The sequence below is a fragment of the Streptomyces sp. NBC_01261 genome (assembly GCF_036226385.1).
Lineage (GTDB): Bacteria > Actinomycetota > Actinomycetes > Streptomycetales > Streptomycetaceae > Streptomyces.
Map to the genome: position 1 here is coordinate 10120181 of NZ_CP108463.1, position 12295 is coordinate 10132475.

Below are 12295 nucleotides of genomic sequence, written 5' to 3' on the forward strand. Positions count from 1 at the left end.
GCAGCCGATCGGAGGCTCAGATCCAGCCATGACAGCCATCAACGCATTAAAGCGAAACAGCGCGTACAGCCCGGCACTCGACGGCCTCAGGGCCCTGGCACTCCTGGTGGTCATCCTCTACCACCTCGGGTACTGCCCCTGGGGCTGGTTCGGAGTCCCCACCTTCTTCATCCTCAGCGGGCACTTCATCACCCAGACCCTGCTGAAGCACCCCGAGCTGACGCGGGGCCGGCGCGCCCGCAACTTCGCCCGCAACCGGATACTCCGCCTGGCACCCCTGTACGTCGCGTTCTGCGTGGTGCTGACCGTGCTGGCCATCGCGGACTACGGCGACGGATCGACCATGCGCAACCTGCCCTACCTGTGGACCTGGTCGCTCGACCTCTCCACCATGGCCCACGACTTCCAGCCAACGCAGATGCAGCTCTTCACCCACCTGTGGACGCTCGGCGTCGAGGCGCAGGTCTACGTCCTCTGGGGTCTGCTCGCGATCCTGCTTCCCCGTCAGTGGTTCGTCCGCACCCTGGTCGTGCTGGCGCTGACGGGACCGCTGCTGCGGGCGGGCCTGTGGTTCTACCTGACCGAGTCGGGCTACCCCACCATGATGAGGCCGATCATCGTCTACACCTCACCGCTGACCTATCTCGAAGCATTCGCCGTCGGAGGCCTGACGGCACTGCCCGAACTGCGCGAACCGCTGCGCAAGGCCGCCCGCTGGATGGTGGCGGTGTTCGCCGCGGCCACCGCCGCGCTCGTCCTGCGCGCGCTGTCCGAGGGGCGCGGTCTGGTGGGGGACCTGGGCTATCCCGTGTTCCTGCCCGACCACTACGCCTGGGTCTGGAAGTACACCCTGGTCACGCTGTTCTTCGGAGCGGTCGTCCTGATCCTCGACGAACACGCCTGGAGCGGAGTACGGCTCTTCGAGTGGTCCCCGCTGGTACGGATCGGAGTGATCTCGTACGGGATCTACGTCTCCCACATCCCGCTGCTGGGGCAGATCCAGCGGTGGCGGGGCGGCGAGGACCAGCCCTGGACCGCGGGCGGCGCCTTGGTCACCGTCCTCCTCTTCGCCATGGCCGTCACCTTCGCCGAGCTGAGCTACCGGTTCCTCGAACAGCCCTTCCTGCGCCTCAAGCGCGGCGGTCTGCTCCAGTCGAGCGAGGAGCCGGCCCGGCCGGCCACCGCCGACCCGGTCGACCCGGTCCGCTCCTGACCCGGACCACGACGAGCGGCACCGCGCGGTGCACAGCCGTCCGCCCCCGTACTCGCTCCGGAGTGCGGGGGCGGACGGCCGTGCGGGTCAGGTGCCGACCGGCCGCGCGACCGGGTCCGGCCGTCCTGACGCGGACGGAGTGGGCAGGGAGGCCAGCGCGGTACGGAAGAACGGCAGGTCCGCGCCGGCCCGCGGCGGCAGCAGCGGCACCACCGCACTGCGGCGGGCCCGCACCTGCGGATGGCGCCGGGCCAGCGTCGACAGGCCCTGGCCCGGCCCCGTCTCCACCAGGGTGAAGTCCCCGTGCCGCAGCAGGTCGTCCAGGGCCGGCCAGAACAGCACGGGGGCGACCAGCTGCTGGGCCCAGAACCCTCCGTCGGTGGCCTCCCGCGCACGGACCGGGCGTGCCGTCCGCGTCGACCAGATCCGGACCGAGGGCGGCTTCAGCGACACCGCGTCGAACGCCGCCTCGAAGACGTCGGCGGCCTTCCCCAGCGCCGGGCAGTGGAAGGCCTGCAGGGCGGGGACCCGACGCGCCGTCAGCCCGGCCTCGCGCAGCGTCTCCTCGAACTGGGCCAACTGCGGCTCCAGTCCGCTCAGCACGGTCTGGGCGGGCGCGTTGAGCGCGCCGATGGCCGGCCGGTCGGGGCCGATGCCGGGCCCGGACGCGAGCAACGCGGTCAGCTGCTCGGGGCGCGCCGCCACGGCCAGCATGCCGCCGGGCCGGGTGTCCGCCAGCGCGGCCGACCTGGCGGACATCAGCCACGCCGCGTCGGCCAGGTCGAAGACACCGGCGAGGGCCGCCGCCGCGAGCTCCCCGACGCTGTGCCCGAGGAGCACGGTGGGCCGGACCCCGTGGTCGAGGAGCGTGCGGCCGAGGGCGTATCCGACGGCGAACAGCAGCGGCTGGGCGCGTGAGGCGTCGTCGAGGGACACGCGCGGGCTGTCGCTCAGCCAGTCCCGCCGCAGTTCCTCCCCCTCCTGCCGCAGCAGCGCGAAGAACTCGTCCATGACGGCGGTGAAGACGGGAACGTGGCCGTACAGCCCGGTGGCCATGCCGGGATGCTGCGAGCCCTGCCCCGGCAGCAGCAGGGCGACGGGCCGGTCCCGGGCGGCGGTGGCGGTCGTAGCGGACGAGGTCGAAGTAGGGGCGGGGGAGGGGGCGTTGAGGTCGGGCGAGGGTGGCATGGCGGTCCTTGGGGGAGTGGGCGCTCCGGTACGGGAGGTCGCGCATGCCTCGCCGCCGGCCCGGAAGGTTTCGGGCCGGCGGCGAGGCACGGGGAGGGCACGCCCGCGTGGGGCGGCCGGGGCGGGGGTCAGGCGGGGACGGTGGCGTCGAAGAGGTGCAGGTAGGAGTTGACCGGGCGGATGCCGTCGACCCGCAGCCCGGCCTCCTCCATCAGGGCCGCCAGCCCGGCGCGGGTGTGCTTCTTGCCGCCCACGTTCAGCAGGAGCAGCAGGTCCATCGCGGTGGTGAACTTCAGCTCGGGGCTGCCGTCCACCAGGTTCTCGATCACCAGGACCCGGGCGCCGGGCCGGGCCGCCGCCACCGCGTTGCGCAGTGCGGTCACGGTGCTGCGGTCGTCCCACTCCAGGATGTTCTTGAAGAGGTACACGTCGGCCTGGACCGGGATCTCCTTGAGGCAGTCCCCGGGCAGGAGGCGGGTGCGGGCCGCGAGCGCGCCGCCCTCGGCGAGCCGGGCGTCGGGACGCGCGACCACGTCGGGCAGGTCGAGCAGGGTGCCGTGCAGCTGCGGGTTCCGCTCCAGCAGGGTGGCCAGCACCAGCCCCTGGCCGCCCGCGATGTCGGCCACGCTGCCGACCCCGGTCAGGTCCAGTTGCTCCGCGATGGCACGGGCCGACAACTGGCTGGACTGTGTCATCGCCCGGTCGAAGACCTCCGCCGACCGCGGCGCACTGGAGTGCAGGTAGGAGAAGAACTCCTCCCCGTGCAACGAGGGGAACACACCCTTGCCGGTGCGTACGGCCTCGTCCAGGTGCTGCCACAGCTCCCAGGTCCAGGGCTCCGTCGCCCACAGGACGTTGTACTTGATGCTGTTCTCGGCGTCCTCGCGCAGCAGCCTGGACTCCGAGGTGTGCACATAGGCGCCGTCGGCGTCCTCGGCGAACACGCCGTAGGTGGTCAGCGAGCGCAGCAGCCGGATCAGCGCCTCCTCGTCCGCGCCGACGGCCGTGGCGAGGTCGGCCGCGGTGGCCGCTTCCTCGCCGAGGGCGTCGGCCAGTCCGAGCAGGGCCGCCGCGCGCACGGAGGCGGCGCAGGCGGCGCTGTGGGCCAGTTCCCGCAGCCGCATCACCGGGCCCGGTACGGCGGTTGTTGCCTTGGTCATGGTGAGAAGTCCCTTCGTCCGTCGAGGCGTGCGAGGCGGGCCCGGCCCGGCGGGGAGAACGGGCCGGGCCCGCGGATCCGCGGGGCGTTCAGGCGCCGGCGGCGGTCTCCCGTTCGGTGACCAGGGTGTACGGGCCCGGCTCGGCCTTGGCCAGCTTCATGACCTCCATCACCGGGCCGCGGAACCCGTCGCTGCCGACGGCCTCCTTGTGCGCGGCGCCGTCCGTCCACTCCGCCGTCTCCACATAGACGGTGGGGTCCTGCGCCGACCGGTACAGGCGGTACCCGCGGAAGCCGGGCTGTGCCGCCATGTGGTCGGTGATCTTGCCGAGCAGCCGCTCGAACTCCTCGGTGTCGCCGGTCACGGTGAAGCGGTTGACGAAGTGGTGCATGGCGGTCCTCTCCTTGGTCGGGTCCAGGGGTGCGGACGGGCCGGCCGGGCGGTCGCGCAGTTGCTGGCGCAGCAGCTTGCCGGTCGGCGACCGCGGGACGCGGTCTGTCCGTTCGATGTGCTCGATGTGCTCGTAGTACGGGAGTTGTGCGTTGACCTCGGCGGCCAGCGCGTCCGGATCGGTGTCGTGCGCGCCCGGGGCGAGGACCACGAAGGCGTGCGCGACCGCGCCGCTGAACTCGTGCGGCCGGTCGATCACGGCGCAGTCGGCGACCGCCGGGTGGCGCAGCAGCACCCGCTCGATCTCCGTCGGCGACACCAGCCAGTTGTCCCGTTTGAAGACGTCCTTGATCCGGTCGACGACGTAGAGACATCCGTCGGCGTCCATCACCCCGATGTCGCCGGTGGAGAACCAGCCCTCGGCATCGGTGTCGTGGGACAGGTCCCGGCCGAGGTAGCCCTTCATCAGCTGCGGCCCGCGGACCTGTATCTCGCCCTTCTCGCCGGCCGGCCGCACCCTGCGGGTGTCGACCTCGACGATCCGGCACTCGGTGCCCGCCACCGGCCGGCCCGACGACCGGGGGCGCGGTGCCTCCAGGCTGTCGAAGTGCGTGGAGGGCGAGGTCTCCTGGAGGCCGTATCCCTGGACGACCGGTACGCCGAAGTGCTGGCCGAGTGTCGCGGCGGCGGCCGGCGGCAGTGTCGAGCCGCCGGACAGCACCGCGCGCAGGGTGGGGCATTCCAGCTCCGGCAGCCGCGGATGCACGGCGAGCCGGGCCAGCCGTACCGGCAGGCTGTAGAAGTGCGTGGCCCGGTGGCGGGCCGCGGCGTCCATCGCGTCGGCCGGGTCCGGGTCCGTGCACAGGACGAGCGTGCCGGCCACCGCGACGGTGACGGTCAGGTGCATCAGATGGAACGTCGGCAGGTAGTCGAGGACCACGGACGACGCGTCGAGGCCGTGCGCCCGCGCCGACTGCGCGGCGTTGACCACCAGATTGCGGTGGCTCAGCAGCACCGCCTTGGGTGCTCCCGTGGTGCCGCTGGTGAACTGGACGCAGCCGACCGCCTCGGGATCAGCCGCCGGCGCCGGGGCCGTTCCAGTGGTGCGGGCGGCCAGTTCGTCGAGGGTCGGTACGTCGGCGGGGATCGCCGGGAAGGCCGGGTCGCGCCGGGTGAGGATCACCTGCCGCAACCCGGGCAGCCGGTCGCGGACGGCCGCGATCCGCTCGTACACCTCGGGCGGTGTCACCACGGCCCGGGCCCCGCCGACGCGGAGGACGTGCGCGAGCCCGTCCTCCCGCAGCAGCGGGTTGACCAGGGCCGGGACGCGGCCCGAGCGGAGGATGCCGAAGAAGGCCGGCGGGAAGTGCCGGTCCAGTGCGGTGGTCACGGCGATCACGTCGCCCGGCGCACCGGGCAGCGCGTGCAGGGCCGCCGCGTACCGGTCCGAGAGTTCTTCCAACTCGGCGTAGGTCAGGGTGAGTTCGCCGTCCCGCAGCGCGGTGTGTGCGGGGGCCGTGGCCGCCGCGCGGTGCAACAGGTCGTCGATCCGGGGACCGCCCGACAGGTCTCCGAGGGTGCTCAGCGGTGCGCCCGTCGCGACGAGCCCCGGCGCGGCGGCCGTCACGACCGGGGAAGGTCGTCGCGGTACACCTGACGGTGCCGTACGAGCAGCCGGCCGTCCTCGCGCACCAGCAGGTCCTCGCAGGAACAGCTCAGCTCCAGACCGGCCTTGCCGCCCTGTTGGGTGGCGATGATCTGCGCGTAGGTGCGGGCGGTGAGCGAGCCGTCGGGGTTGCGGGAGACCTGGAGCATGCCCAGCCAGTGACGGCGCTGGACGTTCTGCTCCACCAGCTTGCGGTTGGCCTCGGTCGCCCCGCGAAGGATCGCCGCACGCCCTTCCTGCGGCTCGGGGTGGGCGTTGGCGCGGAAGACGCCGTCCTCGGTGAAGGTCCCGGCCCAGTCGGCGACCTCGCCCTCGTCGAGACTGCGCATCTGCCGGGCGTAGAAGTGCAGGACCTCCTGATACAGCGCGCTGTCCTGTTCCTGGTCCACGGGAGGTGCCGACAACGGCATGGCGGGCCCCTTTCCGATCACGGTGACGTGGTGTGCAGCAGAGGCTGGCAGCACCGCTTCGAGAACCGTTGGAAAGCGCCTCTCCGCTGCGTCCACGACCGTTGCGGGACCTCGAAGCATCCTCGGCCGGATCTCGAATCCGGTCCGCCAGGCTGCCGGGCACCCGAACCAGGAGGTCGAGATGACGACAGCCCCCACCCCGGGACCGGCGGATCCGGTCCGCCCGCCCCGTATCGCACTGGTGACCGGAGGGACCAGCGGCATCGGCCTCGCCGTGGTGAACAGGCTGGCCCGGCGCGGCATCCCCGTGTTCCTGGGCGCCCGCACCGCGGAGAACGTGTCGTCGACCGTCAAGGAACTGCGGGACCAGGGGTTCGAGGTCGACGGCCAACCGGCCGACGTACGGTCGCAGGAGTCGGTCACGTCCCTGGTACGGGCCGCCGTCGACCGCTACGGGCCGATCAGCGTGCTCGTCAACAACGCCGGCCGCAACGGCGGCGGACGTACCTCGCAGATCACCGACGAACTGTGGGACGACGTCATCGACACCAACCTCACCAGCGTCTTCCGCGTCACCCGCGAGGTGCTCACCACCGGCGGTCTCGAACAGTGCGGCGACGGACGCATCATCAGCATCGCCTCCACGGGCGGCAAGCAGGGCGTGCCGCTCGGCGCCCCGTACTCGGCGTCCAAGGGCGGTGTCATCAGCTTCACCAAGGCACTCGCCAAGGAGCTGGCCACCTCGGGAGTCACCGTCAACGCGGTCTGCCCCGGCTATGTCGAGACGCCCATGGCCGTCCGCGTACGGCAGTCCTACGCGACCGCGCGCGCCATCTCGGAGGAGGAGGTGTTCGCCGAGTTCCACGCCAAGATCCCGATGGGCCGCTACTCCACCCCGGATGAGGTCGCCGGCCTCGTCGACTACCTCGTCTCCGACACGGCCGCCTCGATCACCGCGCAGGCACTCAACGTCTGCGGCGGACTCGGCATCTTCTGACCCCCCGCGCCCGGGCCCCGGCCGACCCAGAGAGAGGCAGAGCAATGCTGCGCACCGGAACCCACCGCACCACGCACCACATCGACATCGACGCGCCCGCCGCGACCGTCTACGGAATCGTCGCGGACGCACCGGCCTGGCCGGCCCGCTTCGCCCCCACCCTGCACGTCGAACGCGTCGAGGGCGCGGACACACCCGCCGAGGGCGGCCGGGAACGGCTGCGGATCTGGGCCACCGCGAACGGCGAGGCCAAGACCTGGACATCGGTGCGGGACCTCGACCCCGAGACCTCCCGCATCACGTTCCGGCAGGAGGTGTCCACCCCGCCGGTCGCCTCGATGAGCGGCGAGTGGATCGTCGAACCCGGCGCAGGACCCGGCTCCACGCGGCTCACCCTGCTGCACGAGTTCACCGCCGTCGACGACGATCAGGCCGGCGTCGAGTGGATCCGGCAGGCCACCGACCGCAACAGCGGGACCGAGCTGGCCAACATCAAGGAACTCGCCGAGACCGCGGAGGCGACCGTGGACCTCGTCTTCGACTTCGAGGACTCGGTCCTCGCGGACGCCGACCCCGAGACGCTCTACCGCTTCCTGCACGAGGCCGCCGCCTGGCCCGACCGGCTGCCGCACGTCTCCCGCATGCAACTGCGCGAGGACGTCCCGAACCTCCAGTGGATGGTCATGGACACCGTCACCAAGGAGGGCTCGGCGCACACCACCGAGTCGGTCCGCATCTGCTTCCCGGAGGAACGGCGCATCGTCTACAAGCAGTTGGTCACGCCGCCGCTCATGGCCGCCCACATCGGCGAGTGGACCGTGCGCCGGACGGCCGACGGCGTACAGGCGACCTCCTGGCACCGGGTGCGGCTGAACGCCGACAACATCGCCTCCGTGCTCGGCGCCGACGCCACCCGCGCGACCGCGAGGGACTTCGTGCGCCGGGCGGTCGGCGGCAACAGCGCCGCGACCCTCGCCCTGGCCAAGAGCTTCGCCGAGGCCCGGCATGGCTGAGAGCCCGGCCGGTGCGGGACCCGACGTCCTCGTCGCGGGCGCGGGCCCCGTCGGTCTCACCGTCGCCCACGAACTGGCGCGCCGCGGAGTGGCCGTGCGGGTGATCGACCGCGCCCCCGGCCCGGCCGTCACCAGCCGGGCGCTGGCCGTGCACGCGCGCACCCTGGAGATCTGCGAGCAGATGGGCGTCCTGCCGTCCCTGCTGCCGCGCGGGCGCAAGGTCGAGCACTTCACCATGCATCTGCGCGGCCGGACCCTGATCCGCTTCGACACCGACTACTCGGCGATGCCGACGCGCCACCCCTTCAGCCTCATGGTCGACCAGGTGGTGACCGAACAGGTGCTCCGGGAACGGCTCTCGGCGCTCGGCGTGGAGGTCGAATGGGGCCTCGGACTCGACTCGTTCGACCGGTACGAGGACCATGTCGACGCCCGGCTCACCCGCACCGACGGCTCCGCCGAGACCCTGTCCGTCCCCTGGCTGGTCGGCACCGACGGCGCCCACAGCACGGTCCGCAAGAGCCTCGGCCTGCGGCTCGTCGGCGACGCCACCGAGACCTGGCTGAACGCCGACGCCGAGATCGACGCCGACCTGCCGGCCGACAGCAACCACCTGCTGCACACCGGCGCCGGAACCCTGCTCCTGGTCCCGTTCCCCGAGCCCGCCAAGTGGCGGGTGATCGACACGCAGGACATCGCCGACGCCGACGACCCGGAGGTGGTCAGGGACCGGCTCGCCCACAAGATCTCCGTCGCCCTCGGCCGCCCCGTCAAGGTGTCACGGCCCACCTGGATCTCGGTCTTCACCGTCCAGCAGCGCATGATCACCAGCATGCGCGTCGGGCGCTGCCTCGTCGCGGGCGACGCCGCACACGTGCACAGCCCGGCCTCGGGGCAGGGCATGAACGCCGGTATCCAGGACGGCTACAACCTGGCCTGGAAACTCGCGGACGTGGTGCGCGGACTGGCCGAGGAGCGGCTGCTCGACAGCTACAGCGCCGAGCGCGTCCCCATCGGCGAACGGCTGCTCGGCTCCACCCGGCTGGCCACGGCACTGGTCACCCTGCGCAACGCGCTGGGCCCGTACCTGCTGCCGGTCGGCCTCGGCACCGTGAACGCGGTCAAGCCGCTCAAGCGCAAGCTGGAACGCAAGATGATCCGCGGCTTCTGCGGACTCACCATCGAGTACCCCACCAGCCCGATCAGCGTCACGGACCCCCCGCCGAGCGGGACCTACAAGCGGGGCCCCGCACCCGGCCAACGGGTCGGATGCACCGCCGACGACCGGCGCGACCACGCGGGCTGGGACGCGCTGTGCGAGGAACTCGCCGACCCGCGCTGGACCCTGCTCGTCACGGCGGGCCCCGACCGCTCGCGGACCGGCGACCTCCTCGACCGCGTCGAGCACCGGTACGGCCGCGCGGTGTCCATCCGCGGGGTCCGCGACGCTCCCGACGACGACACCCGGTCGCTTCCGGACCCGCGGCGGGTGCTGCGGCGCGATCTCGGCCTGGGCGAGGGCGGCTACCTGCTGATCCGGCCCGACGGGTATCTCGCCGCCAAAGGCGACCTGACCGGCTGGGACCACGTGCGCCACGTCCTCGGATCGGTCGGCCTGACCGGGGCCGAGAGGCTGCCGACACCCCTTGTGCACACACCAGTTGACGAAGCACGCGACCAGAACGGATGAACTGATGAGCCAGAGTCAGCAAGACGCCTTCAAAGCTCTGCTCGCCGAGCGGAGCGGCGGACGCGGCGTCCTGGTCACCCTCAAGCGGGACGGCCGCCCCCAGCTCTCCAACGTCGGCTACAGCTACGACCCCGACACGGAGACCATCCGCATCGCCACCACCGACGACCGCGCCAAGACCCGCAACGCGCGCCGCGACCCCCGGGTCAGCTTCCACGTGACGACCGAGGACATGTTCGCCTACGGCGTGTTCGACGGCACGGCGACCCTCTCCGAGGTGGCCGCCGACCCGCACGACGCCACCGTCGACGAACTGGTCGAGATGTACCGCGCCACCCAGGGCGAACACCCCGACTGGGAGGAGTTCCGCGAGACCAAGGTGAAGGACGCGCGGCTCGTGCTGCGGGTACGGGTCGAGCACGCCTACGGCTTCATCTTCCAGAAGAGCTGACCGTGACGACGCACCCGGCACCGGCCGTCACCCGGCAGAGCCTGCTGGAAACCCTCCAGGCGTTCAAACGCACGAGCCTGCTCCGAGCCACCGTGGAACTGGGCGTCTACGACGCGCTCGCCGCCGGCCCGCTCGACGCCCCCCGGCTGGCGGACGCGGTCGGCGCCGACCCCAGGGCGCTGCGGATCCTCCTCGGCGCCGCCGCGGCCACCGGACTGCTCGACACCGTCACCGGCACCGGCGGCGATCTCGGCGGCGACCGCTACGCGCTGCCCGAGGGCGCCGCCGACCTGCTCGTCAGCACCAGCCCGCAGTACGCCGGACACGCCCTGAAGGTCAACGTCAGCGACTGGGAGTGGGAGGCCATGCGGGACCTCGCCGCCGTCGTCCGCAAGGGCGGCACCCTGCTCGCCCCGGACGCCACCGACGAGGACTTCACCTACTGGACGGACTTCGCGGCCGACGGCACGTTCGTGACCCGGGCGGCGGCCGCGGCCCTCGTCGAGGACACCCGTGCCTGGGCCACCGGGCTGCGGCAGCCGCGGGTGCTGGACGTCGGCTGCGGACACGCCCTGTTCGGCCTCGAATTCGCCCGGCAGCACCCGCACGCCGTCGTCCGCGCCCTGGACCGGCCCGACGTCCTCGTCCAGGCCCGGGCCCACGCGGAACGCATGGGTCTGTCGGACCGGGTCGGCTTCATCGAGGGCGACGCCTTCACCACCGGACTCGACGGACCGTACGACCTGGTGATCGCCGCGAACATGCTCCCGATGTTCCCCCGGGACCAGGGCACCGGACTGCTGCGCCGGCTGGCCGGTGTGCTGCGTCCCGGCGGCCGGCTCGCGACCGTCGGCTTCAGCGTCGACGGCGGACCGCCGGCCGACGAACACGCCGCGCATCTGCTCTCCCTGCTCATGCTGATCTCGACGCCCGGCGGCGAGGCCCACTCCCTGGCGACGACCCGGCGGATGCTGGCCGACGCCGGTCTGGCGGAGCTCTCGGCCCGGCGCGTCGGCCCGCTTCCCGTGCACGTCGTCACCGCCGAACCCCTGGTGGCCACCACCGCGGGCCTACAGGAAGGAACCTCGCGATGAAGTACGCGCAAGTGGGCGACAGCGGGCTCGTGGTGAGCCGGATCATCTACGGAAACGCCATCACGCACGGCGACCAGGTCGACGAGGCGGCCGCCGCAGGGTGCGTCCGCGCCGCCCTGGACAGCGGGATCACCACCTTCGACACGGCCGACCTGTACGCCGGGGGCCGGGGGGAGGAGATCCTCGGCCGGGCCCTGGCCGGAGTGCGCCGCGAGGAGCTGGTCGTCTGCACCAAGGTGGGCCGCTGGGCACGGCCCACCGACACCAACTCCGGGCGCCTGTCCCGCAAACACATCGCCGAGTCGATCGACGGCTCCCTGCGCCGGCTCGGCCTGGACCACGTCGACCTCTACCAGGCGCACCGCTACGACGCGGCCACCCCGGTCGAGGAGACCGTCGCGGCCTTCGCCGACATCGTGCACGCGGGCAAGGCCCACTACGTCGGCGTCTCCGAATGGCCCGCCGCGAAGATCACCGAGGCGGTACGCATCGCCCGCGGACTCGGAGTCGAGCTGATCGCCAACCAGTCCCAGTACTCGGTCCTGTGGCGCGTCATCGAGGCCGAAGTCCTGCCCGCCAGCCGGGAGTCGGGCGTCGGACAGCTCGTCTGGATGCCGCTGGCCGGCGGCGCGCTCACCGGAAAGTACCGGCCGGGCCGGAGCGCTCCCGCCGACAGCCGTGCCGGGGCCACCGCGGGCGGGGCGAAGTCCATCGGCCGCTGGAACTACCTCGACGAGAAGATCCTGGCCGCCGTCGCCGACCTGGAACCCCTCGCGGCGGAGGCCGGCCTGACCCTGCCCCAGCTGGCCATCGCCTGGGTCCTCGGCAAGCCCGGGGTGAGCGCCGCCGTCATGGGCGCGTCCCGGCCGCAGCAGGTGCTGGAGAACGTCGAAGCCGTCGACGTCACCCTGGACGACGAACTGCTGCGGTGCGTCGACGCGGTCCTCGCCCCGGTCGTCCGCAGCGACCCCGCCCTCACCCTCGACCCGCTCGGCCCGGCCGCGAGCCTGTGAGGAGTGGCGA

The 12295-nt window shown here is 72.4% G+C and carries 11 protein-coding genes; 7 read left to right on the forward strand and 4 right to left on the reverse strand.

The annotated features are described in order from the left end of the window. The first annotated feature begins 28 nt into the window (after nt 1–28). Entirely contained in the window at nt 29–1213 is a 1185-nt protein-coding gene (locus tag OG226_RS44870) for an acyltransferase family protein (protein ID WP_329352349.1), read from the forward strand. 87 nt (nt 1214–1300) lie between these two features. On the opposite strand, the gene OG226_RS44875 is transcribed toward OG226_RS44870, so the two are convergent. The 4 genes from OG226_RS44875 to OG226_RS44890 form a co-directional block, all read right to left on the reverse strand. Next, entirely contained in the window at nt 1301–2401 is a 1101-nt protein-coding gene (locus tag OG226_RS44875; protein ID WP_328685258.1) for an acyltransferase domain-containing protein, read from the reverse strand. Nucleotides 2402–2529: 128 nt separating this feature from the next. Next, on the reverse strand, nt 2530–3561 hold the full coding sequence (locus OG226_RS44880; RefSeq protein WP_328685259.1) for a methyltransferase: 1032 nt from the start codon (nt 3559–3561) through the stop codon (nt 2530–2532). An 88-nt stretch (nt 3562–3649) separates the two neighbouring features. Continuing rightward, complete coding sequence (locus OG226_RS44885) at nt 3650–5578, reverse strand: AMP-binding protein (protein ID WP_329352350.1); 1929 nt, start codon at nt 5576–5578, stop codon at nt 3650–3652. Next, on the reverse strand, nt 5575–6027 hold the full coding sequence (locus OG226_RS44890) for a nuclear transport factor 2 family protein (protein ID WP_328685261.1): 453 nt from the start codon (nt 6025–6027) through the stop codon (nt 5575–5577). Before OG226_RS44890 ends, OG226_RS44885 begins: the two co-directional genes overlap by 4 nt. A gap of 181 nt (nt 6028–6208) precedes the next feature. Between OG226_RS44890 and OG226_RS44895 the strand changes: the two genes are divergently transcribed. The 6 genes from OG226_RS44895 to OG226_RS44920 are packed head-to-tail and all read left to right on the forward strand — an operon-like array spanning nt 6209 to nt 12285. Next, nucleotides 6209–7024 (forward strand): SDR family NAD(P)-dependent oxidoreductase, encoded by an 816-nt coding sequence (locus OG226_RS44895; protein WP_328685262.1) that lies wholly within the window; start codon nt 6209–6211, stop codon nt 7022–7024. 44 nt (nt 7025–7068) lie between these two features. Beyond that, entirely contained in the window at nt 7069–8037 is a 969-nt protein-coding gene (locus tag OG226_RS44900; protein WP_328685263.1) for an aromatase/cyclase, read from the forward strand. Further along, entirely contained in the window at nt 8030–9727 is a 1698-nt protein-coding gene (locus OG226_RS44905; RefSeq protein WP_329352351.1) for an FAD-dependent oxidoreductase, read from the forward strand. Before OG226_RS44900 ends, OG226_RS44905 begins: the two co-directional genes overlap by 8 nt. A gap of 1 nt (nt 9728) precedes the next feature. Next, entirely contained in the window at nt 9729–10178 is a 450-nt protein-coding gene (locus tag OG226_RS44910; RefSeq protein ID WP_328686609.1) for a PPOX class F420-dependent oxidoreductase, read from the forward strand. Between the two features lie 2 nt (nt 10179–10180). Continuing rightward, a complete protein-coding gene (locus OG226_RS44915) occupies nt 10181–11272 on the forward strand; it encodes a class I SAM-dependent methyltransferase (protein ID WP_329352352.1) in 1092 nt (363 codons plus the stop codon). Then, complete coding sequence (locus OG226_RS44920; RefSeq protein ID WP_328685266.1) at nt 11269–12285, forward strand: aldo/keto reductase; 1017 nt, start codon at nt 11269–11271, stop codon at nt 12283–12285. Before OG226_RS44915 ends, OG226_RS44920 begins: the two co-directional genes overlap by 4 nt. The last annotated feature ends 10 nt before the right edge of the window (nt 12286–12295 follow it).

Excerpts from the sequence above, each read along its gene's own strand:
- OG226_RS44870 (WP_329352349.1), top strand. The coding sequence starts at position 29 with ATGACAGCCATCAACGCATTAAAGCGAAACAGCGCGTACAGCCCGGCA.
- OG226_RS44895 (WP_328685262.1), top strand. The coding sequence starts at position 6,209 with ATGACGACAGCCCCCACCCCGGGACCGGCGGATCCGGTCCGCCCGCCC.
- OG226_RS44905 (WP_329352351.1), top strand. The coding sequence starts at position 8,030 with ATGGCTGAGAGCCCGGCCGGTGCGGGACCCGACGTCCTCGTCGCGGGC.
- OG226_RS44880 (WP_328685259.1), bottom strand. The coding sequence starts at position 3,561 with ATGACCAAGGCAACAACCGCCGTACCGGGCCCGGTGATGCGGCTGCGG.
- OG226_RS44890 (WP_328685261.1), bottom strand. The coding sequence starts at position 6,027 with ATGCCGTTGTCGGCACCTCCCGTGGACCAGGAACAGGACAGCGCGCTG.
- OG226_RS44875 (WP_328685258.1), bottom strand. The coding sequence starts at position 2,401 with ATGCCACCCTCGCCCGACCTCAACGCCCCCTCCCCCGCCCCTACTTCG.
- OG226_RS44900 (WP_328685263.1), top strand. The coding sequence starts at position 7,069 with ATGCTGCGCACCGGAACCCACCGCACCACGCACCACATCGACATCGAC.
- OG226_RS44920 (WP_328685266.1), top strand. The coding sequence starts at position 11,269 with ATGAAGTACGCGCAAGTGGGCGACAGCGGGCTCGTGGTGAGCCGGATC.